Origin of the sequence: Colwellia sp. D2M02 (genome assembly GCF_018860755.1) — a bacterium.
Classification (GTDB): Bacteria; Pseudomonadota; Gammaproteobacteria; order Enterobacterales; family Alteromonadaceae; genus Colwellia; species Colwellia asteriadis.
On the sequence record NZ_JAHKPW010000076.1, the window covers coordinates 1 to 21292 of the forward strand.

Genomic DNA, 21292 nt, shown 5'->3' on the forward strand with positions numbered 1-21292 from the left:
AAACATTTGTTAAGCCGAGATCAGGTTATTTAACCTATTACCGCTAACTTGGTGGGTCAATATTATTAGCAATGCTATTATTTAAGCGGAACCACCCTGCAATAGAGTAGCGATCACATTTAGCAGGTAATACTTCATGCGGAAATTCCTCACTTAAAAAAACGACCATAGTGCCAAAACTTGGCGTTACCTTAATAATATGATCATCAATAATCCCGCTGTTGATTTGCTTGTCATCATAAATCACTAGTTCTCCGCCATTATCGGCAAGCCAATGTTGATTCAGATAAACCACCACAGACAAAACACGGTTTCCTTCGCCGGTAAATGCATCTTTATGCTTTTTATAAAAATCACCTTTAGCATAATGCGCAAAATGACTTTCAAATGAGAATAACCCCAAAAATAAGCGCCGATTTAAATACGCTTGCAATGATTGTGTCCATTTTATCCAAGCGCTCCCTGCAACAGAGTTTCCGGTAATCCAACATATCTCGTCAGTGCGAACAAAGTCATTAATAATATGATCTTGTGCCCTGCCAATACCCGCTCGCTTAAACTGCTGTTCAGGTAATTCGGTGACCTGCTCTAATAATAGCTGCGCTAAATGTTCAGGTAATGCATAAGGGCGAATACTATAACCTTTAGTACTAATATCATCTGAAATTGATTCAAAAAGCGAGGTATTGGTACTATCAGTATCGACCGTAAATTGGGGTTGAAGCAACATGCTGTTGACTTAAAAAAGGGAAAGTGCGCCATAGTATCATTAGAATAAAAAACTGGTGAGTTTTAATGCGTATCACCACAAGAATTATTCAAATAAATGCAAAACATTTGCTAAATCAGACTTACCATTTACTATTTCATCAGGAGTTAACCCTGAAATTTCGTGTGGAAACACTAACCACTCGTCAGATTCGTGTAAGTAATAATCTGGGATTAGAGCCACTTTGTTGTTTTGTGGCTTAAACCAAGGGCATGCAATACGTAAGTCTTGCGGCATGTTTTTACGCATTTGTAGTTGTAACTGTGTAATAAGCGCTTGTACGCTCTGCCCAGAATCAAAAACATCGTCGACAATTAAAATACTGTCATCGGCGTTGGCTTGTTCCACAATATAATGCAGTCCATGCACCGTGATTTCTTTCTTTTGTTGATTAATACCTTGATAAGATGAAGTACGCACTGCTATATGATCTGCACTGGCTTTTTTAAAGTCAAAATACTCTTGTACCGCAATACCTATAGGCGCACCACCACGCCAAATACCAATAATGAATTGTGGGCGAAAGCCATCTTGATATACTTTAGCCGCCAGCCGAAAAGAGTCTTCCATCAGTTGCTGCGCGCTAATAAATACTTTGTTCATTAATGGTATTTCCTCAGTGTAAATAACCAACCATAATAACTGACTAAGTAAACTATAAACAATTATTCATGCGTTTAGCTCAGGTAAATTACTCTCTTACCCAGCTGTTTAATTTGGCGAGGGCTTTAAAGCCCATTTTTTCATATAAATGTAAACCCGCTTGGGAGGCTTGCAAACTCACATAATGGCAGCCATTATCTTGTGCTTGTTTAAGTAAATACGTCATTAGCTTTGCTGCTACGCCCATTTTTCTATAATTAGGTACGGTACCAAGTTGGTGAATACCTAAGGTATCACCGCTTTGGTAGCTAATCGCAGTTCCTGCAATTTCGCCGTTAATGATATAAGCTAATACACTCGTATTAGTATCCTTTAGCAAGCCTTGTACAACATTAGCATCAATGTCATAGCCGAATGCTAAACCACAAGCCTCAGCCCAACATAAAGCACTATCATCTTTATTCAGCTTTTTAATAACTACGCCATTTTCTTCAACACCATCACTGTGGGTAGCTGAGTGTTCGCTGACATTATTCATTTTTAAAGTCATCACCACTAAATGGCTTTTAAGCTTGAAATCTATTAAAGGTAAATCACTCTGATCAACAGTAGTAAAAACATTGCCTTGGTTACTATCCGTTAATAAAATTTCGGTAAGTGCTTTATTAGGTAAAGTAAAATCGGCTTGCCATTGTTTATAAGGCCAGCTTTGATGGCTGAAAATACCCTCTTTATGACTGGCATTTAATTGCTGCCAAAACTGATTTAGGTTAGCTAAATTACGATCTAGTTCCTTCATAAATTTATTCCTTATTTATTAGTTATTCCTTGTTAATGAGCACAATAGCTATCACCAGCAATATTGTGCCTATCAGTTTATCTAATGACATTATTTTCACTGGGCTATCAAATAATCCAAAGTGACTGATTAACATCGCCATTAGTATTTGTCCGGTCAGGGCATAACTCATCATATTGCCAACGCCCATTTTAGGGATTAAAAAATAAAAACTCCCGACGCCAATCACACTAAAAATAAAAGACAACCACAAATACCAAGGTACAGTACTCATATTCTTACTGAGCGATACCAACATAGTACTTTGGTCAGAGAAAATCTGCTTGCTCCCCCCTAAATAAAGTACCAATAGCGACACCAATAAAAAGCTACTCAAAAATGCATAACTTGTTGCGATTAAACTGTTATGTAGCAGTTTACCAAGCTGTGCATTCATTGCTGCTTGTATAGCAATACAAACACCTGCAGAAAAAGCTAGCCCAATGCAAATATTCATCATTATTACATGCTCATAACAAGTTGATCGCGCGTTAAACGGTGTTTAGGTCGTTGCGCGCTACTATCATCTGCGGCACGTATACCCACGGGACATAAAATAGCAGCACTTAACCCTTGTTCGTGTAACTTAAGAACTTGGTTAATACCTACGCTATCAAACCCAGTCATGGGGCAAGCATCAATTTCATTAGCAGCGGCATAAGTGAGTAAGGTGCCTAAAGCGATATAACATTGTTGTTCAGCCCATTGGCTTTGTTGCAGTGCTGTTCGGCTTAATAAATCATGCTCAATTTGAGTTTGATACTGCTGTAATACGCTCACAGGTTTATTCTGCGTCAGCGCTAACTGCGCAATAAAGTGACGAATATTAGCTGTCGTCACTTCAGTCTGATGAGCAAATACTAATAAATGCGAACAGTTTACGACTTTATTTTGGCCATAACTATGGGTTAAACAAGCCTGCTTAACCTCGTCGCGCGTAATAACAATAAGTTTATATGGCTGAATTCCGTATGAAGCTGGGGCTAAACGAACACTTTCAATTAAACCAGAAAGCTGCGTTTGTGATAGGGTTTGTGGCGAAAATTCGTTTACGGCATAACGCCAATTAAGGGCATTGATTAATGACATAGTATATCTCCAAGTGACTATGTCTGTAGTTTACGAAAGTTAAAATACTGATGCCTTTACATATGTTGATATAAGCTAAAACAAGCAATTTATTTCAAATGGTTAACCTGAACTCAGGTTAGTGATGCTGTAGATAGGCTTTTTTTAATTCGACTTAGTTGAGTGGCTGTTATACCTAAATAGCTAGCAATATGGTATTGAGGTAAACGTGGTAATAAGGTGTGATAGTTAGCTAAAAACTTGAGGTAACGCGCTTTGGCTTCGTATTGTAAGTAACTTATTTCTTTAGGCTCTTTTTCTAATAGCCAGTGCTTTTCAAGATAGTGAATATGAAAAGCCATTAAGTCCGAGTCATTAAATAGCGCAGCTCTGAATTGTTGATGGTTAATTTCAACCACCTGACAACGCTCCACGGCTTCAATCGCAATTGTAGTTGGCTCACCGTTAAGTAAAGCACTCATACAGCCAGGGAAACGGCCTTCTGCAAAGAAATTTTTATTATATTCATGGCCGTCGTCATCAATAACGTAAGCGCGCATTAAACCTTGGTGAATAAACATAAAGCTTTTTGGGCGTTCACCTAGGCTATATAATACTTCCCCTTTGGCTATTTCTTTTATTGAACAACACGCCAAGTAAGCCTGCCACGCTTTATCTGATAAAGCGTAGTACTGGTTAAGGGTTGTTTGTAAATGCTGATATGCTGATGACATAACTAATTTATCGCGAATTAAATAAATAACTAACCTTCAACAATAGTAATAAGTTTTTGATATTCAATATCTAACTCATTAATAAGTTGCTGACAATGCAATAAATCACTTTGTTTCGTTGCACTTTCAATATCACGTAAAATAACTTGTAATTTGGTCGCACCAATATTACCTGCCACCCCTTTAAGTTCATGACTAAGCTCTTTAATAGAAGCAAGATCATGTTCCTCAATATTCTTCCTTAATGTGGATAGCATCTCTGGAGTATCTTCAATAAACATATCGAGCAAGCTAGTATAAAGCGCTTCATCGCCAAGCAGGCGCTCTAACGCATCGGCTTTATCTAGAGATAAGGGAGTATCTACTGCGCCTACAGCATTATTATTTTTATTTATTTGACTGTTTTGCTGAGCAAGAGTATCGGGGTCAATAAAATCGTTTAAGATAGAGTACAGGCGATTACTCTCAATAGGTTTTGTTAAATATTCACTCATACCTAGCGCTAAACATTTTTCACGCTCCCCTGACATAGCATTAGCGGTGAGCGCAATAATAGGCGTAGTAATATAAGAATCACCTGCTTCACCAGCTCTAATGCGACTCGTTGCCTCATAACCATCCATAATTGGCATTTGACAGTCCATCAACACCGCAGAAATAAACACACCGTCTTGTGCGGCAATAATCAGTTTCTCAAGTGCCTCAACGCCAGAATTAGCAACAATAACCTTAGCATTTACCGCCGCAAGTAAATGGCTGGCAATTTTAACGTTAATATAATTATCATCAACAACCAAGTATGTTTTATGAGCTAAGTTAGGGTAATCAATATTTTCATTAAGGGGCTGCTCTGGCTTGAACATATCTAACAAAGCAGTATCACTAGAAAATAGTCGTAAAACGGAGAGTAATTTTGTTGGGCGGTTCAAAAAAGCCAGAGAGTGCTTGATATGACCATGATTTTCTAAATGTCGAGAAAGCAAAATAGTGTTAGCGAGTGTTTTTTCATCCTCTTTAATATGTTGATATTGAGCATGATGACAATCAACAATTAAATATTGTGCTTGCTCATTCACAATAGTCCCACCAAGTAAACGGACAACATTAGCCCACTTTTTCTCTAAAAATGGGCTACATAAAAATAACTGAAATGATTCTCCGTTTAAAACACCAACATTATTAATTAGCTGCGCATTAACCATTTCACAATCGATATAAAAAGAAAAAGTACTTCCTTTTCCTTTCTCTGATACTACAGAAATATCACCGTCCATTAATTCACATAACTGCTTGCTAATAGATAACCCTAATCCCGTACCGCCAAATTCTGAGGCAATAGTGTTATTTTCTTGTGCAAAAGATTGAAAGAGTTTCTGCTGATTCTCTTTAGCGATACCAATACCAGAATCTATTATCTCGACCTCTAACCTCACTTTATTAGCAACTAAAGAAGTACGCGCGGCAACATAAACACCACCATGCAAAGTAAACTTCAAGGCATTACCAATTAAATTATTTAGTATTTGTATCAGTCGACCAGCATCTGTATTTAAGTGGCTATATTGTACTGCGGTTATATCGACATCTAAATCAATTCCTTTACTCACCGCTTGGGGTGAAAGTGCAATAACGCTATCTTCAATTAAGTTGATGACATTGCATTCGTCTTCGGTAATTTCTAGCTTGCCTGCTTCTATTTTTGACAGGTCCAAAACATCATTAATTAACACCGCGAGTGAATTAGCACTTGAGTCCATCATTGTTAATAACGAACCAACATGCTCTGAGTGCGGCTCTTGTGAAATTAAATCTAATGAACCTAAAATACCATTTAATGGAGTTCTCATTTCATGGCTAATTGTTGAAACAAATTTGCTTTTAATATTAGAGGCATTAATAGCATTTTTACGCTCTTTTTCTAATTCCGCAGTACGTTCTGTTATTTGTTCTTCTAAAGAAGCATTAATATCTTTAATCTCTTGTTCGTATTTAAGTTGTTCTGAAATATCCTGAATAAATAAAGCAGTGCCTATAGTTTGATTATTCTCATCGACTATTTGAGAAAATTTAACACGCAGTACATCCTTATTATTTGACGCTTTAATAGTAAAATGATGATTGTCACTTTCAATTAAAGCTGGAAATGCCAACGACTCCTTAAACTCCTCAATAAAATCAATCACGTCTGTTAGAGGTAAACCTATTTTAGATCGGTTTAACTCAGGAAAAAAATCAGCCGCGGCCGTATTATAACTTTCAATTTCATATTTTTTATTAATAGCAATAATGCCATCTGATGCACCATGAATAATCGCAGCAAATTCGGTACGGGTTTTCTTTAACTGTGCAGCGCTTTTAATATAAAACAGTAAAATTAGGGTAATAATGATAAAAATAACAAAAATGATAGAAAAGTATCCCAAGTTGGCTAAGCGCTTTTCCAATAATAATTCGTCAAAATCACTCTCACTAATTGAATTGATAAAAGTAAATTGCGTAGCACCACCACTGCTAATAGGAGCAAATCGTAGATCTCTAAACAGTGAAATAAATCTATTTTGTCCATTCTCATAGTAAATTAGTTTAAGGGGATATTGATGCCAAGGCTCACTCTTAAACAACCGCTCCCAAGACAGCTCTGGTGCTAAGTCTTTAGTAAATATATAACGCTCGTCAGTATGCTCAATAATGTTGCCATCTTGATCTAACATAGAAAAATTGGCTTTCGCAGCACCACTAATACTTTGTAACTCTTTCAACAAGTCTGCAACCAATACATTGGTAATGACGAAAGCATACAAATCATTATCATCATTATAAACAGGTACCGCAAAACGAATAGTAGGTTTAATCGGGTATTCTATAACACCATTTTCACGGTTAAGGTTAAGCTCTGATGTGTAAATACTTCGCTCGGCTAACTTAATAGTTTCTTTAAAGTATTCAGTGGACCCTTTATTTTGTAGTTTAGCTTGAGGAATACGTTTTATATTTTGACCTATTTTATCAACGCGTACTAATTCAAAGCCAGTTTTGGCGTCAATTAGCCTCACTTGCGAAATTGCAGGGTAATTACTCACTAACGATGTAAATATAATGGACAACCTTGTCGCCCAAATATCAGTTTTAGTACCATCAACAGGATCAATGCCATTATTTCGCTGTGCACGGCTTATTCCTTGTATAGGAGGTGTATCTAACAGAAAAGATAAATGGAGGTGTTGGGTATTTATGAAGTCATCAAAAACGTTTTTTTGCTCTCGAAAAGTGTCACTTAATTGATTAGCTATCGATTTTTCCAAAGTGCTAATTAGCTTATTATCCTGAACCTTTAAAATTATTCCTACCGCAACTGCGAAAATAATAACCAATAATGGTATTAATAACTTACTCGTATTTTCAGGAGTTTTTATATTCATTCTTTCCCTTGTAAGTAATTTATAGGTACTGACTCTCTACTTTGCTTACTTTAGCACTATACATAATTGATACCTTTATGAAGTATTAACTATAACCTCAAATGCATGATTTGCTAACTAAAGTAAGGCATTAATTAATGCGATATCGCATACCTTTAGCAAAACACTACTTTCGAACTTTCCAAAAACACTAGCTGTTTGTTTTTGATAGCATTAGTTAATTAAAATATTCAACACACCATTACTTTATTCGACTATAGTTATTTCATGTTTTATTTTTATTAAAATAACTACTGTATATCTATGCGATTACATTTATTTATATTAGCTATTAGTTTGTTAAGTTCCTTTTCGTGTCTAGCAGGTAAAAAGATTACTATTGCCTGTGGAGATGCGCTTGCTCCTTGGGTAATGCCCGAAAAAAATAATGGGATCATTTTTTCTCTCATACAAGAAGCATTAGCACCTGCTGGCTATGAGCTGGAAATGCTTTATTACCCTTATGCTCGACGAATAAAATCTTACCAATTTGAGGATGTTGATGCCGTATGCGATATTAATGAAAAGACATTAGCCATAGAAAAGCTTGAGGGTTTCTTGTCTGATGAAGCTTACGCCTACGAAAACTTTGCTTATGCGCTCAAAAAAAATCACTTTCAATTCTCTCACCTTAACGACTTAGTGTCACATTCAGTGATGTCTTGGCAAGGAGCTGTAGAACATTTGGGGGGGGCTTATGCTGAAATGGCTAAGAAAAACCCTTTATATAGGGAAAACAATAGTCAAGAATTACAAGTAGAGCTATTGTTTTTGGAGCGTTTTGAAGTAATACAAATAGATCAGCACATTTTTGATTATTACCGCCTTAAAGTTGCAAGCGAAAGTAATATAGATACCTCTAAGCTAGTCGATAAATTCCCACTCTTTGGTAAAAGCCCTAATGGTATTTTATTTCGTGAAGAGCATATTAAAGACTTGTTCAATAAAGGCTTAAAAGCACTGAAACAAAGTGGCCGTTATGACAAAATATTTGATTTGTACTCCTCCAACAACTTCCCTGATATGTAATATCAAAACCTGAACAGTCTAAACATTAAATAATTGTGTAGTAACAATAATCAAACAGCTTGTCCGCAAGCATAACCACTTGCCCAGCAAAATTGAAAATTATAGCCCCCGAGCCAACCAGTAACGTCAATCACTTCACCAATAAAAAATAAGCCTGTTTGTTTTTTGCTTTCAAAGGTTTTGCTCGATAGTTCATCGGTATCAACACCACCTAAAGTTACTTCGGCGGTTCTATAACCTTCTGTGCCGTTCGGCTTTATCTGCCATGCATGTAAGTATTCACTTAACGCTGAAATATCATGGTGATTAAGTTGCTTTATTGGTTTGTCAGCAATAACGCCGTCTTTAACCAACACATCAACAAAGCGTTTTGGTAGTAAAGTCGCGAGTAAATTTTTAACCGATTTCTGACCTTGCTCACTTTGCCAATTTATTAACACCTCATTGAGCTTGTGCTCAGGTAATAAGTTAATGGTTACCGCTTGTCCTGCACGCCAAAAAGAAGATATTTGTAAAATAGCAGGGCCTGATAAACCGCGATGGGTAAATAAAATATTTTCTTTAAACATCACGCCATTTTCGCTGGTAACTTCGGTCAACAAGCTAATGCCTGACAAACCATCAAAGCGCTGTTTATCGTGATCATGCAAGGTAAAAGGTACCAGTGCAGCAACGGTATCAAGTACATTCAAGTCAAACTGTTCCGCAATTTTATAACCGATTGGTGAAGCGCCCAATTTAGGCATAGTTAAACCACCTGATGCCACTACCAGTGATTGACATTGATAGCTTTTATCATGAGTTTTTACGATATAGCCTAATGTTTTTTCGTCTTGCAATGGAGTTACTGACAATACTTCGCTGCGCAAATTAATTTCTACGCCAGCCCATTCACATTCGGTCATTAAAATATCAACTAAATCTTGTGCGCTGTCATCACAAAACAATTGCCCTAATGTTTTATGGTGGTAATTCAAGCCATGGCGATCGACTAAATCAATGAAGTCTTGTGCCGAATAACGGCTTAATGCCGATTTAGCAAAGTGAGGGTTTTGGCAAAGGTAGTTTTCTGGTGTGGCATTTTCATTGGTAAAATTACAACGACCACCGCCACTAATCAGCACTTTACGCGCAGGTTTTTTACCCATATCAACTACTACAACGCTTTTACCACGATAGCCCGCAGTTGCAGCGCACATTAAACCTGCCGCGCCAGCACCAATTATTAATACATCTGTAGTGATCAAGATAAAACCTTTATGAGTAAACGCTATTTATAATGGCGCCATTATAATGCGAATACAAAAAAAGGGCTATTAAGCCCTTTCGTTACAGTCGATAAAACCGTTTATTATGGGTTTGCGCCAGTCATAATGCTAGTGCTACCACTTTTAGCCAACTCAGCTAAGTCTTTATCAACGAAGAATAAAGCGTGGCCGTCGTTACCCACTAAGTTAATTTTATCTAAAATACCTTTAAATAATGTTTCTTCTTCATGTTGCTCGGCAACATACCACTGTAAAAAGTTAAAGGTTGAGTAGTCTTGTCCAGTAAATGCTTCATGCGCAAGTGAGTTAATACGGGCCGTAATTAAACACTCGTGTTCATAGGTTAATTGAAACAACTGCCCTAATGTATCAAATTGGTGAGGTGGAGCCTCAATAGCACCAATAATTGGTAATGCACCCGTTTCGCTAACATACGTAAATAAACGATTCATGTGGTCTATTTCTTCATTCGCGTGTTTACGTAAAAATTCAGCTGCGCCTGCAAAACCTTTTTCTTCACACCAAGCACTCATTTGTAAGTACAAGTTTGAAGAGTAAAATTCTAAATTAAGTTGTTGATTTAATTTTTCTACCATTTCAGCTTTTAACATGGGTTCGCCTCATAATTTCAATTGCGGCAATTGTGCCTTAAAAATAACACGACCTCAAGTTAAAAGATGTAACACAATAAATAAAAACTAATAAAAACAATACATTAATAATGTTAATCGTTTTCATTAAACTTTCGTGTTACACCTTGTTTATCACTTACAATTGGCATTACGCCATTTGTTATAAAAGAGCTAATAGCGCTTCAGCTTTGCTAACTTCAAATGATTTTGGCGCTTCAACATTAACACTACTCACTGTTCCATTATCAATAATTAAAGCGTAACGCTGAGAGCGTATACCACCAAAAGCGGCAGTATCCATAGTTAACCCTAGCGCTTTCGTGTAACTGCCATCACCATCAGCTAGCATCATAATGTTTTCAGCATTCTGGGCTTCACCCCATGCATTCATCACAAAAGCATCATTGACTGATAAACAGATAATGGCATCAACCCCTTTGGCTTTAAACTCATCCGCTAATACCACATACCCTGGTAAATGCGTCTCAGAGCAAGTTGGTGTGAATGCCCCCGGAACAGCAAATAATACGACTTTTTTATTAGCAAATAATTCCTCGGTATTGTGAATAATGGTTTCACCATTTTTTCGTTGCTGTAATTGCCCTTCTGGCATAGCGCTGTTTACTTGGATCATAAAATACCTTAATTTTTCGTCTGTGGTTTTTGTTAAAATAATAGTAGTAATACAGGGTAGTGCTTAATACTGTTAAGTGCTAGTAAGCATTTGTGATCACAACTTAGGAATTGCTTGTTTAACATAAACATCAAAGCGATTTTTTTTCATATTAATGCTCATTGAAGGCTTTTTATTGTCAAGCGGTGGGGCATAGCTAGGTCTTTTAACAACAACGCGATATTTAGCTAACGCTAAGGCTGGCTCAAGTAGATTGTCTGCATCTAAGTCTTCACCGACGAGTGATTGAAATATACGCATTTCTTTTTTCACCGCAGCTGACTTTTCACGATGAGGAAACATAGGGTCTAAATAAACCACATCGGGCGTAGTCGCCAAACTCATGCTCTCAATAGATGAAGCATGAATAAGCTGCATGTTATTAGCAATATCATTCACTTCACTATTCAATTTGGCGCGTTCAATACCGTCATCTAACAGCGCAGCAACTACTGGCATACGCTCCATTAAAGTAAGTTGGCAGCCTAGGCTTGCTAAAACGAAAGCGTCACGCCCCAAACCTGCAGTGGCATCTAATACGTGCGGTGTAAAACCATGTTTTAAACCGACTGCTTTAGCAATATCTTGCCCTCGACCGCCGCCAAATTTGCGACGATGCGCAACAGCCCCTTCAACAAAATCAACTTTGATTGCGCCAAGTTTTGGTTCATCTAACTTACATAACTCTAAGGTGTGACAGTTCACTTGCAGCAAAAAATCTAATGCTGGCTGTTTAGCGGCTGCAGCTACATCACCTAAATAAGGGAATTGCCACTTGACTGCAATTCGTTTGGCTTGCTCGCTGTCAACTGAGTCAACATAAGCAACAGCAATATTGGTTAATTTACTGTCGTTAAACTCTGGGGCTGCTTGGCTCATTAACTTCCTATATGCTTATCGAGAAAGGATAAGATTTTTTGATTAGACTCTAGAATATTAGCTTCATTATAAAAGCCATGGCCTTCTTTGTCTTTTACTAAGCCAATATATTTCACGATTAATACTTGCTCGATTCAAAATGCAAAGCGATAATACTTAAAATACAATGTATTACTTATCTTTAATTAGGTTCAATTTTGCCATTATCAAGCGCTATATCTCAGCAAAGTTCGCCTCAACTTTGCACTGTAAGTTTATTAGGTAATTTAGTCGCAAAACCCGATATTCGTTACAAAGCGAATCCAGTTGTTGCGATTACTGAAATTGTACTGGCCACTACCAGTAAATGGTTAGATAAAAAAACCAACACCTATAAAGAATGGACTAGCTATCATCATGTTAAAGTTGAAGGTGACTTAGTTGAGCAGTCATTACTTCATGCTAACAAAGGCGATGTGGTTTTAGTTCATGGCTACTTAAGTAATATCAAACCTGCAACGAGTAAAGACGCAAACAGTGAGCACCCTGCAATTGTGCATGCGAGCTTTATTCAGCAATTTCCTAAAGGTTACATTCAATCTATTAACCAAATTCACTGTAGTGCCACGTTAACCTCTACACCACAATTAATGCTTACTGAACATAACAAGCATTTCACCCAAGCAGACGTGGTAATTAAGCATGATGCTTATAGTACTGAAAAGCAGGAATGGTTAACCACTTCAATAGAGCGAGCAATACATATTTGGGGAAAACAAGCGCAATATTTAGCAGAACATGCGACTACTGGCGATGAATTAGTGATTGAAGGAAAGCTTAGCTACACCAGCAACACGCAAAAGTCACAATTTATTGAAGTCATAAAGCTACATCTATTTAAAAAATGATACTTTTGTTATTATAATAAATTCACTAAGCCCAATACGGACTATTTGGCACAATCAGCACGGATACTCGTTAACATATGTCGAGCATACCCAAAATTTTTAACACCGAACAACTGCGTTATTTTTTCTTACTGTTGTTTGTGATTTTTTTGCTTTCAATAGTGTTATTTACGCCTTATTCTCGTGCGTTTGACACAAGCAATAATAATTCAGCAATAACTCGCTATATTTCAAATCATACCCTGCAACTTTCCAAAGCTAATGAGATAGGCGTACAGTCATGGGAGCACTTAATTGCTCATCCAGGGAAAAGCTCACAATATTTTGCTGGCCACCTCAGTGGTAAAATTTATTTGGTTGAGCAAAGCAATGAACAAAACGCAAAACTATTGCTCGACTTAGCTAAAATACATAAAAATACTGTTAGTCTCAACGCAGTTACACTACACCCCAATTTTTTATTAAAAGATGAGCCAGGTTATAAAACCTTTTATACCGCTCACACAGAAAGTACCGACAAAACCGTAAACACCTTACGCATTGAAGACAATCAAGCCGCTCCAACAAGTAGTGCCGACGCGGTAATTATCGAGTGGCAGCTTAGCTCTATGACTAGCGCTAAAGTCGATACTACCACCAAACGAGAAGTTGTTCGTATCGCTTTAGCCAATGTTAGTGACACCGTTACGCAATTGAGTTTTCATCCTGACCGAAAACCCTGGGATGAAGATTTTGGTTTATTATATATTGCTTTAAATGGTACGGAGTCTCTTACTAGTCACCCCCTATATTCAGGGACTATATTACGCATCATTCCTAATCAATTTGGCTTACGTAGTTATAGTGTGCCGACAAATAATCCCTACCTAAATAACAGCAAGATACACAATAGTATTTTTCTTGTTGGCGCTCAAAAAGTTCAACAATTTGTGTGGCCTAAAAAACATAATGATCAATTAGTTATTTCTCACCATTATCACAACCAAAAAATAGCGAAAGGAGAAAAACAACAGCTTTTATCATTAAGTTTAGGTGGTGAGGATTGGCGTTTTTCTCCTCCAACACACATAATTTATCAAGATAATAGTTTACTAACTAAGAACAGCATTATTAGTTATAAAGGCCGCAGCGCTAAAAATTTACGCAATAAAATATTAATGTTGCATAGCCAGCCTCAGTGGCATTTACGTTCAGTGCAGCTTAGTACGCAAGACTCCTACGACGATGATGAAAGCTTATCATCAACACTTGAGTGGCAGCTACCAAACGATATCTCACCCAAAAATACTGTAATGCTATTTGAAACAGCAGAGTCTGAATTACTCCTGTTAAACACAAAGAGTGGCGCTGCACATCAATTACTACAATCAGCAAGTACTGCCACAACCAAACTAGCTGAATCATCTAGTACGGGTATATTTACCTATCTATTATTCGCATTAATCGCTTGCTCGTTAGTGGTATTGATGTTTTATCGTATTCAAATCAAAAAGCTTTCTGCAAAAACGCTTGTACGTAAACAATATGCTCGTATGGTACTGAGCACTGATTTAGCAACCCTGTCTTTATATAAACGTCACCACCGTGAAAGTAGCCGCTCTATTAAGTTGTGTAATATAAGCGCTTGTCAAATATTACTAGGTGATGATGTGATCAATACCATTGATAATGAGAGTAGTGAACATGGCTTTAGTGACCAACACGAGCAAGCATTACGTGATATTTTTCAACGTGAACAAACAGACAAAATGGTTGATGGTAAAGTACGTAAAATTAGTTTATCCATTAGTGAGCCGCAAAAAATTAACGCGACTGTGTGCCTATATTTACGTAAGGGCAGCGACCGTATTACTAAAAAAGGTTACTTCGTTGTAATAGATGAGCTAATAGATTGGTGCTGGTTAATTGCTAACACTATTAATGCGAGCAATACGGGCACGCGTGCGCCTTTACCTAATAAAAACACCATTCCAGCCCAACCAACTATGATTACTGACACCGCGCCATTACATCAACAAGCAGATACATTACGCCCAACAGTGCATGTTGAAGAGGCCAATTTAAGTAATCAGGAAAGCTTAGCTCCCACTAATAACGCCTTTAGCGCTGACGACCTCAATACTGACAGTATTAATAAAAATGATCGCAGCACTATAACCAAAGCAAGTGAACCTGGTGTTATTGATACCGAGTTGGTTAATGCATTAGAAAAGCTAGTACAACTAAATAAGCAAGGTTTTTTAAGCGCCGATGAATTTGCTCAGGCCAAAGCGAAACTACTCAGTAGCTTAATCGATACTAATTAGTGATAGCAATTTAATGGCTCCTACACCAATACCAAGCTCCTCAACTGTTGTTTCATCAAAAAAAGTTGTTTTCATTACTAGTACTCTTATTTGCCTGTTGCTGGTACTAGGAGGCTGGTATTTATTTTCCCAATCTTTTTTCAAAGACATATCAATACGTCAATGGACTATTGATATGGTTAATATTGTACAGTTTACACAAAGCGAACCACACAGCATTATCAACACATTACTGCTATTTGGCTTTTTAGCGTTAGCAACCAGTTGTGCTTTACCAAGGCAAATAGCCGCCTTAGTCGCAGGCATTAATTTAGGGGCGGTAATGGGCGCCATTGTTGCAACATTAGCGGTAACGGTCGGATGCTGGCTAACTTTCAGTGTATCTCGTTATTTATTGGCTGCACGGGTGCGCGCGAGATACCCAGATAAAATTAACAGCTTATCGGATTTTATTGCTGAAAAAACCTTTCTCAAGGTTATTGTTATTCGGTTACTGCCTATTGGCAGTAACTTTCTCACTAATATTGTTGCTGGAGTTAGTAAGGTATCAATGAAAGCTTATGTCAGTGGTTCATTAGTTGGCTTTATTCCACAAATGGTCATTTTTTCATTAGCCGGTAGCGGTATTCGATTGGGCGCAAAAACAGAGTTAATAGCGAGCGGCGTACTATTTGTCATTGCCCTACTTTTAACAGCCTACTTAGTAAAGGTACGCAAAAAAAATAGTAAAAACGCTACATCAGTAAACTAGCATCAATTTTATGATAAACGTCACAGGCATTAATCAATGATTGTGCAGTCAATTTTTCTACACCGTAAACTTGCGTAGTTACTGAAAATTTTTCTTTTACTTTTTTCAATAGTAAATCAAAGTCGCCATCTCCCGACAACAAAACCACCATATCAACATCTGCTGCAGCTTCCATTATATCGATGGTAATTCCCACGTCCCAATCTCCTTTAGCTGAGCCATCACGACGTTGAATATAAGGTTTGAGCTTAACCTCAAAACCAATATGTTTAAGCGCTTTTTGAAATTTATGTTGTTGATCATCGCTACGCTGAATCGCATACGCATTCGCGATAACAATATCGCCTTGTGCTGCTAACTCTTGCCATAATAAGCGATAGTTAAATTGCTGAGAAAAGGTATCTCGCGTGGTGTAATATATATTTTGCACATCAACAAAAACCGCTATTTTTTTCACATCAATTTCCTATAAACCCTATGAAAGTCCATCATAGAGAATATTGGCGTGACACGCTATTTCTTTGACCTCAAACCAAGACTATTTTTATAAACAATGTTAAACTTCGCCTTTTGGTGCACTAATATTTATTGAAAGTATCGATTATGCAGGCTTTACGCTCACTTTGTTATTTCTTATTAAAACTGCCGTTATTGGTCTTAGTTCGTTGCAAAATAGTAACGGATAGCCGACTACCTAACTGTGAAAAGAATCATCCCATTTTTTATATTATTCGCCACCAATCCGCGAGTGATTTATTAGCGCTACAAAACGCATGTAAAAAGCAAGGTTTACCTGATCCACTTGAACAAATTACTATTGAAAACGTTAAGTACACTCGCGTACTGTGTTTAGATAAACCAACACCAATATTCTCATGGCGAAAAGCAAGTAAAACCAAAGCGATTGAGCAAGGTTTAGCGCTATTAACCTTGCACACCCAACGTGAAGATCTTGATGCACAATTAATTCCTGCCAATGTTATTTGGGGACGCGCGCCCACTAAAGAAAAAAACAATGCTAACGTGGGTACTTTACTAACCGACCAAGAATCTCCAAGTTGGTTAAGAAAATTCTTTATTGTATTGTTCTCAGGTCGCGATACCTTAGTACGTTTTAGTGAAGCACTATCGTTTAGAGATATTTCAGACAACCACGGCACTGATGAAGTAGCAGCGCATAAATTATTACGCGTGGCACGCTTTCACTTCCATCGTCAAACGATTGCAGCCAAAGGGCCGCGATTAATGCATCGTCAGCAAATGTTTAATGCATTAATGGCTAATCCATCAATAAAACGTATGATTAGCGATGAAGCCAAAAGTAAAAAAATTAGCGAAGAAAAAGTAAAAAAACAAGCCCTTGCCATGATGGACGAAATTGCCGGTGACTACAGCGTTTCGTGGGTGCGCTTAGGTGAGCGCATTCTTCATTGGCTATGGGGTCGTTTATATAGCGACATTAAAGTTAACAACGCTCAGGTCTTGCGTAAACTAGCGCAAGATGGACAAGAAATAATTTATGTGCCGTGTCATCGCAGCCATATGGATTATTTATTATTATCCTACGTCATTCTACAAGAAGGCTTAGTGATGCCACGTATTGCCGCTGGCATTAATTTAAACTTTTGGCCTGCAGGTAGCATTTTTAGAAAAGGCGGCGCGTTTTTTATTCGCCGTAGTTTTGGCGGCAACCGTTTGTACTCAACTATTTTCCGTGAATATTTAAGCCTGTTATTTGAGCGTGGTTATTCTGTTAAATATTACACCGAAGGTGGTCGTAGCCGTACAGGTAAAGTGCTATCACCAAAAACGGGCATGTTAGCCATGACCATTCAAAGCTTACTACGTGGCATTGACCGCCCGCTGACTTTAGTACCGGTATATTTAGGTTACGAGCACGTTATGGAAGTAGGCACTTATCACAAAGAGCTAAACGGCAGTGAGAAAAAAGGCGAGTCGATTTCAGGTGTATTCAAAGCAATTAAAAGCTTACGTAACTACGGTAACGGTTACGTAAATTTTGGCGAGCCAATCAATGTTAATGACTTTTTAAATAAAAAAGTTCCTGACTGGAAAGATGCCATCGACCCTATTGAGCCACAAAAACCAAACTGGTTAACGCCAACGGTTAACACACTTGCCGACAACGTTATGGTTAATATTAATAAGAGTGTTGCTCTTAATGGTGTAGCAATTATTGCGCTTATTTTACATGCCACTAAAAACAAGGCGTTATCAAAAGTTGAGCTAGAAAAGCAGATTGATTTCTTTTTGGCTATTCAAAAGCAAGCTCCTTTTAGTGAGCAAATAACCATTCCTCAAGAAAACGGTCAGCAACTTTTAGCTCACGTTATTTCACTCAATAAAGTCACAGTAACCGAGGACAGCTTCGGTACTATTATTTCATTAGATGACATTGCTTGTTTGGAGATGCGTTACTATCGCAATAATATTCTTCATGCCTATATTTTACCGTCGGTTGTCTTTAGATTATTAGAGCGCCACAATAAAATCGCGGAAACCGAGCTAATCAGTAAAGCGCAAAGCATTGTTTGTTTGCTTAAAGAAGAGCTGTTTTTATATCAAAATCACGAAACATTAACTAAACAAATTAAGCAAGTGCTGACTGTATTGCAAAACATGGATATTGCACAGGTTAGTAAAGCCGATTATTGGTCATTAACTGACAATACCGCTTTATTAGGCAATGTACGTTTAATGGGCGAGTGTATCGATGAAAGCTTACAGCGTTTAGCGATTATTGCTCTGCTAAGCTGTAGACTTGCTCCGCTAAGCAAACGCGACTTAGAAGAAAAAGTGGTTGCTATAGCAAAACGTTTATCGGTATTAAACAATATCAATGCCCCTGAATTCATCGATAAAAAGGCGCAAGCCACTTTAATCGCTAGCATGCGTGAGCAAGGCTATATTACCTTAAATGACGATGGCCTGCTTATCACCACTAGTGAGATGGAAGAAGTTAAAAACACCATCATCAACTTAGTTGATATTGAAGTATTACAAAGTATTGCGCGTTAATTTAACGTTAGTAAATAAGACAAAATAACCAATTTCAGTAGATAAGGGGAACCTAACTAGGTTTAGCTTGTCTACTGATTTACTTAATTTTTTCTTATATTATAAGTGTTGGTTATTTTGTTAAATAAGGTGTTAAACGGACGTTATACTGCGGTTGTTATTTCTGCGATTTTACACCTAATTATTTTAGCTGCGCTGATCTATTTCAGTCATACTGAAAAAACCTTCCCCGCGATAAAAGCAACCAAACCTGCCATCAAAAGCTATATTTATCGTCCGAGTAAAGCAAAGCCAATACCTGAAAAAATCGCGCCTGAGATAAATAAAGCTCAAGTAACTGACATAACTGATACAACTAAAATTGAAACTAAAACTGAAAAAAAGTCAGAGTCGATCGCCAGCACAAATACAAGCATAAAAAAAGCAACAGCTACCAAGCCTAAAATAGCGCCCGAAGTGTTACAGCAATTGTTAGCAGAAGCACCACCTCAAGAACAACAACTAACAGAGCCAGTACCAGAGAAAGTACCGGATAAAGTACTGGAGCAAGCACAGCGACAAAATCCAGCACCAGAACTACCACCAAGACCTGCTTTACCCGAGACAACAGGCCCCAATAAACCACGTTTATCGGCAACCGAGCAGCTCACACGCTTAAGAAGCGCTATTAATAGCAAGGCGGCAAATCAGCTATATAAAGAGCATACGCAAGCACGCTCTGCCTCTGCAATGGACGGCGAACAAATACCAGTCCCCCATTCAGTGAAACAGTTAACTCGTGATGAAAAGTATCAGCAAAGTACCATGCGTACTGGTCACCATGCTATTACTAAAAATGATAATGGTACGTGTACTATTCACCGCGAACAAATGCTTGGTAGCTCAGTAGAAGCAACAACCTCTCATTTTTCCTGCGGCGAGAGTAAGTTTGATAAGAACTTTCGCGAGCACATGAAAAAAGTAAACGCTAAAATAAAACCGATCAGATAGGTTACATTCAGATGAGGTATGTTCTGTTAGGACTTTGGCAGATCAAACTAAGCGACTCACTAACACTTTAGTGAGTCGCTTTTTCTTACGAGAATATCAGCTGCTCTGGGAACAAGATAACTAAAAGTAATACGGCTATTTGCATTAAAATAAACGGAATAACCCCTTTATAAATCGTCGTAGTGCGTAGTGATTTCGGCGCGACGCCTTTTAAGTAGAATAGACTAAAGCCAAACGGTGGCGTCAGAAACGATGTCTGTAAATTCATAGAAATCAAAATAGCAAACCACACCAAATTAATATCAAGCGCTATCGCAACGGGTAATAATATTGGCACGACGAGAAAGGCAATCTCAATAAAGTCGATAAAGAAGCCTAAAATCAAAATAGCTAGCATCGCTAAAATAATAAAGGTCCATTTACCGCCAGGTAATTCCATAAAGAAGTCTTCTACAATGTACTCACTACCAGAATAGCTAAACACCATAGAAAAAGCAGTGGCACCAATTAATACCGCAAATACCATTGAAGTCACTTTAACGGTTTCTTTTGACACTTCGTGCATTTTTCCAAAAGAAAAACTGCCGTAGAAAATAGACAAAACTACCGCGCCTACCGCGCCTATTGCCGATGATTCGGTTGGCGTGGCAATACCACTAAAAATAGAGCCTAGCACCGCTAAAATAAGAATTAATGGCGGCACAATATCCTTAAGTGCTTGCACTAATAATTCACGCTTGTTTTCGGTCACGGTAATCGGCGGCACAAATTCAGGTTTTATTTTGCCCAAAATTAAAATGTACACCACATAAGCGACAACAAGCATCATGCCTGGGATAATCGCGGCGCGGAATAGGTCACCAACAGGTACGCCCATAACATCGCCTAAAATAATTAAAATAATAGACGGCGGAATAATTTGCCCTAACGTACCAGAGGCGCATATCACCCCTGTTGCCGTAGGTTGGTGATAATTATTTTTAAGCATCACCGGTAATGAAATTACTCCCATTGCCACTACACTAGCACCAACAACACCGGTAGACGCTGCCAGTAAAGCGCCAACAACAATTGTTGAAATAGCAACACCGCCAGCAATGCTGCCAAAGAGTTTGGCCGCTGACTCTAATAAACGCTCAGCTAAACCCGTTTTTTGCAGCACAATCCCCATAAATATAAACATAGGCACTGCCATTAAAATGGTGTTTTCCATAATACTCATAATGCGGTACGGCATAAAAGCAAATAAATCGGCACCTAAAACAAACACGCCAACAATTAAAGAAACACCGGCAAAGGTAAAGGCAACTGAGTAGCCTAAAAATAAACAAACCAGAGCAATAGCAAAAAGTACAATACCTGTCATGA

Annotated in this window: 18 protein-coding genes and 1 pseudogene; 6 read left to right on the plus strand and 13 right to left on the minus strand. The window is 37.9% G+C overall.

Annotation, left to right across the window (positions count from 1 at the left end; all coding sequences use genetic code 11):
• Nucleotides 1-43: 43 nt before the first annotated feature.
• The 7 genes from KO495_RS14840 to KO495_RS14870 form a co-directional block, all read right to left on the minus strand.
• Complete coding sequence (locus KO495_RS14840; protein WP_215981192.1) at nucleotides 44-730, minus strand: 2OG-Fe(II) oxygenase; 687 nt, start codon at nucleotides 728-730, stop codon at nucleotides 44-46.
• An 84-nt stretch (nucleotides 731-814) separates the two neighbouring features.
• On the minus strand, nucleotides 815-1372 hold the full coding sequence (locus KO495_RS14845) for a phosphoribosyltransferase family protein (protein ID WP_215981193.1): 558 nt from the start codon (nucleotides 1370-1372) through the stop codon (nucleotides 815-817).
• An 88-nt stretch (nucleotides 1373-1460) separates the two neighbouring features.
• Nucleotides 1461-2171: a GNAT family N-acetyltransferase gene (locus KO495_RS14850; protein ID WP_215981194.1), complete on the minus strand. Its 711-nt coding sequence runs from the start codon at nucleotides 2169-2171 to the stop codon at nucleotides 1461-1463.
• Nucleotides 2172-2193: 22 nt separating this feature from the next.
• A complete protein-coding gene (locus KO495_RS14855; protein WP_252738995.1) occupies nucleotides 2194-2670 on the minus strand; it encodes a DMT family transporter in 477 nt (158 codons plus the stop codon).
• A 2-nt stretch (nucleotides 2671-2672) separates the two neighbouring features.
• Complete coding sequence (locus KO495_RS14860) at nucleotides 2673-3299, minus strand: NAD(P)H-dependent oxidoreductase (protein ID WP_215981195.1); 627 nt, start codon at nucleotides 3297-3299, stop codon at nucleotides 2673-2675.
• Between the two features lie 113 nt (nucleotides 3300-3412).
• Entirely contained in the window at nucleotides 3413-4012 is a 600-nt protein-coding gene (locus KO495_RS14865; protein ID WP_215981196.1) for a Crp/Fnr family transcriptional regulator, read from the minus strand.
• Nucleotides 4013-4041: 29 nt separating this feature from the next.
• Nucleotides 4042-7431 carry a hybrid sensor histidine kinase/response regulator gene (locus KO495_RS14870; RefSeq protein WP_215981197.1) on the minus strand — a complete coding sequence of 1130 codons (3390 nt, stop codon included), beginning with the start codon at nucleotides 7429-7431 and terminating at the stop codon, nucleotides 4042-4044.
• A 336-nt stretch (nucleotides 7432-7767) separates the two neighbouring features.
• On the opposite strand from KO495_RS14870, the gene KO495_RS14875 reads away from it, so the two are divergent.
• Entirely contained in the window at nucleotides 7768-8499 is a 732-nt protein-coding gene (locus tag KO495_RS14875) for a transporter substrate-binding domain-containing protein (RefSeq protein WP_252738996.1), read from the plus strand.
• 50 nt (nucleotides 8500-8549) lie between these two features.
• On the opposite strand, the gene KO495_RS14880 is transcribed toward KO495_RS14875, so the two are convergent.
• From KO495_RS14880 to KO495_RS14895, 4 genes and pseudogenes are all read right to left on the minus strand, one after another.
• Nucleotides 8550-9746: an NAD(P)/FAD-dependent oxidoreductase gene (locus KO495_RS14880; RefSeq protein ID WP_215981199.1), complete on the minus strand. Its 1197-nt coding sequence runs from the start codon at nucleotides 9744-9746 to the stop codon at nucleotides 8550-8552.
• A 104-nt stretch (nucleotides 9747-9850) separates the two neighbouring features.
• On the minus strand, nucleotides 9851-10378 hold the full coding sequence (ftnA, locus tag KO495_RS14885; RefSeq protein ID WP_215981200.1) for a non-heme ferritin: 528 nt from the start codon (nucleotides 10376-10378) through the stop codon (nucleotides 9851-9853).
• 181 nt (nucleotides 10379-10559) lie between these two features.
• Nucleotides 10560-11033 carry a peroxiredoxin gene (locus KO495_RS14890; protein WP_215981201.1) on the minus strand — a complete coding sequence of 158 codons (474 nt, stop codon included), beginning with the start codon at nucleotides 11031-11033 and terminating at the stop codon, nucleotides 10560-10562.
• A 96-nt stretch (nucleotides 11034-11129) separates the two neighbouring features.
• Nucleotides 11130-11807, minus strand: a pseudogene (locus tag KO495_RS14895) (class I SAM-dependent methyltransferase); the annotation flags it as partial.
• Between the two features lie 341 nt (nucleotides 11808-12148).
• On the opposite strand from KO495_RS14895, the gene KO495_RS14900 reads away from it, so the two are divergent.
• From KO495_RS14900 to KO495_RS14910, 3 genes are all read left to right on the plus strand, one after another.
• Nucleotides 12149-12838 carry a single-stranded DNA-binding protein gene (locus KO495_RS14900; RefSeq protein ID WP_252738998.1) on the plus strand — a complete coding sequence of 230 codons (690 nt, stop codon included), beginning with the start codon at nucleotides 12149-12151 and terminating at the stop codon, nucleotides 12836-12838.
• Nucleotides 12839-12915: 77 nt separating this feature from the next.
• Nucleotides 12916-15144 (plus strand): SHOCT domain-containing protein, encoded by a 2229-nt coding sequence (locus KO495_RS14905; protein ID WP_215981202.1) that lies wholly within the window; start codon nucleotides 12916-12918, stop codon nucleotides 15142-15144.
• A 175-nt stretch (nucleotides 15145-15319) separates the two neighbouring features.
• Nucleotides 15320-15895 carry a VTT domain-containing protein gene (locus KO495_RS14910; protein ID WP_252738999.1) on the plus strand — a complete coding sequence of 192 codons (576 nt, stop codon included), beginning with the start codon at nucleotides 15320-15322 and terminating at the stop codon, nucleotides 15893-15895.
• Here the strand turns inward: KO495_RS14910 and KO495_RS14915 are convergent.
• On the minus strand, nucleotides 15879-16352 hold the full coding sequence (locus KO495_RS14915) for an NYN domain-containing protein (RefSeq protein ID WP_215981204.1): 474 nt from the start codon (nucleotides 16350-16352) through the stop codon (nucleotides 15879-15881). The two genes, KO495_RS14910 and KO495_RS14915, sit on opposite strands and share 17 nt — an antisense overlap.
• A gap of 146 nt (nucleotides 16353-16498) precedes the next feature.
• Between KO495_RS14915 and plsB the strand changes: the two genes are divergently transcribed.
• Together plsB and KO495_RS14925 are read left to right on the plus strand one after the other, a co-directional pair.
• Entirely contained in the window at nucleotides 16499-18934 is a 2436-nt protein-coding gene (gene plsB, locus KO495_RS14920) for a glycerol-3-phosphate 1-O-acyltransferase PlsB (RefSeq protein ID WP_215981205.1), read from the plus strand.
• A gap of 117 nt (nucleotides 18935-19051) precedes the next feature.
• Complete coding sequence (locus KO495_RS14925) at nucleotides 19052-19924, plus strand: hypothetical protein (RefSeq protein ID WP_215981206.1); 873 nt, start codon at nucleotides 19052-19054, stop codon at nucleotides 19922-19924.
• 85 nt (nucleotides 19925-20009) lie between these two features.
• Here the strand turns inward: KO495_RS14925 and KO495_RS14930 are convergent, their stop codons facing one another.
• Nucleotides 20010-21290, minus strand: coding sequence for a TRAP transporter large permease subunit (locus tag KO495_RS14930; RefSeq protein ID WP_215981207.1), 1281 nt, complete (start codon nucleotides 21288-21290; stop codon nucleotides 20010-20012).
• Nucleotides 21291-21292 lie beyond the last annotated feature (2 nt).

What these genes read in the sequence shown, in the direction of transcription:
- KO495_RS14840 (WP_215981192.1), bottom strand. Translation starts at nt 730, where the DNA reads ATGTTGCTTCAACCCCAATTTACGGTCGATACTGATAGTACCAATACC.
- KO495_RS14845 (WP_215981193.1), bottom strand. Translation starts at nt 1,372, where the DNA reads ATGAACAAAGTATTTATTAGCGCGCAGCAACTGATGGAAGACTCTTTT.
- KO495_RS14850 (WP_215981194.1), bottom strand. Translation starts at nt 2,171, where the DNA reads ATGAAGGAACTAGATCGTAATTTAGCTAACCTAAATCAGTTTTGGCAG.
- KO495_RS14855 (WP_252738995.1), bottom strand. Translation starts at nt 2,670, where the DNA reads ATGATGAATATTTGCATTGGGCTAGCTTTTTCTGCAGGTGTTTGTATT.
- KO495_RS14860 (WP_215981195.1), bottom strand. Translation starts at nt 3,299, where the DNA reads ATGTCATTAATCAATGCCCTTAATTGGCGTTATGCCGTAAACGAATTT.
- KO495_RS14865 (WP_215981196.1), bottom strand. Translation starts at nt 4,012, where the DNA reads ATGTCATCAGCATATCAGCATTTACAAACAACCCTTAACCAGTACTAC.
- KO495_RS14870 (WP_215981197.1), bottom strand. Translation starts at nt 7,431, where the DNA reads ATGAATATAAAAACTCCTGAAAATACGAGTAAGTTATTAATACCATTA.
- ftnA (WP_215981200.1), bottom strand. Translation starts at nt 10,378, where the DNA reads ATGTTAAAAGCTGAAATGGTAGAAAAATTAAATCAACAACTTAATTTA.
- KO495_RS14890 (WP_215981201.1), bottom strand. Translation starts at nt 11,033, where the DNA reads ATGATCCAAGTAAACAGCGCTATGCCAGAAGGGCAATTACAGCAACGA.
- KO495_RS14905 (WP_215981202.1), top strand. Translation starts at nt 12,916, where the DNA reads ATGTCGAGCATACCCAAAATTTTTAACACCGAACAACTGCGTTATTTT.
- KO495_RS14910 (WP_252738999.1), top strand. Translation starts at nt 15,320, where the DNA reads ATGGTTAATATTGTACAGTTTACACAAAGCGAACCACACAGCATTATC.
- plsB (WP_215981205.1), top strand. Translation starts at nt 16,499, where the DNA reads ATGCAGGCTTTACGCTCACTTTGTTATTTCTTATTAAAACTGCCGTTA.
- KO495_RS14930 (WP_215981207.1), bottom strand. Translation starts at nt 21,290, where the DNA reads ATGACAGGTATTGTACTTTTTGCTATTGCTCTGGTTTGTTTATTTTTA.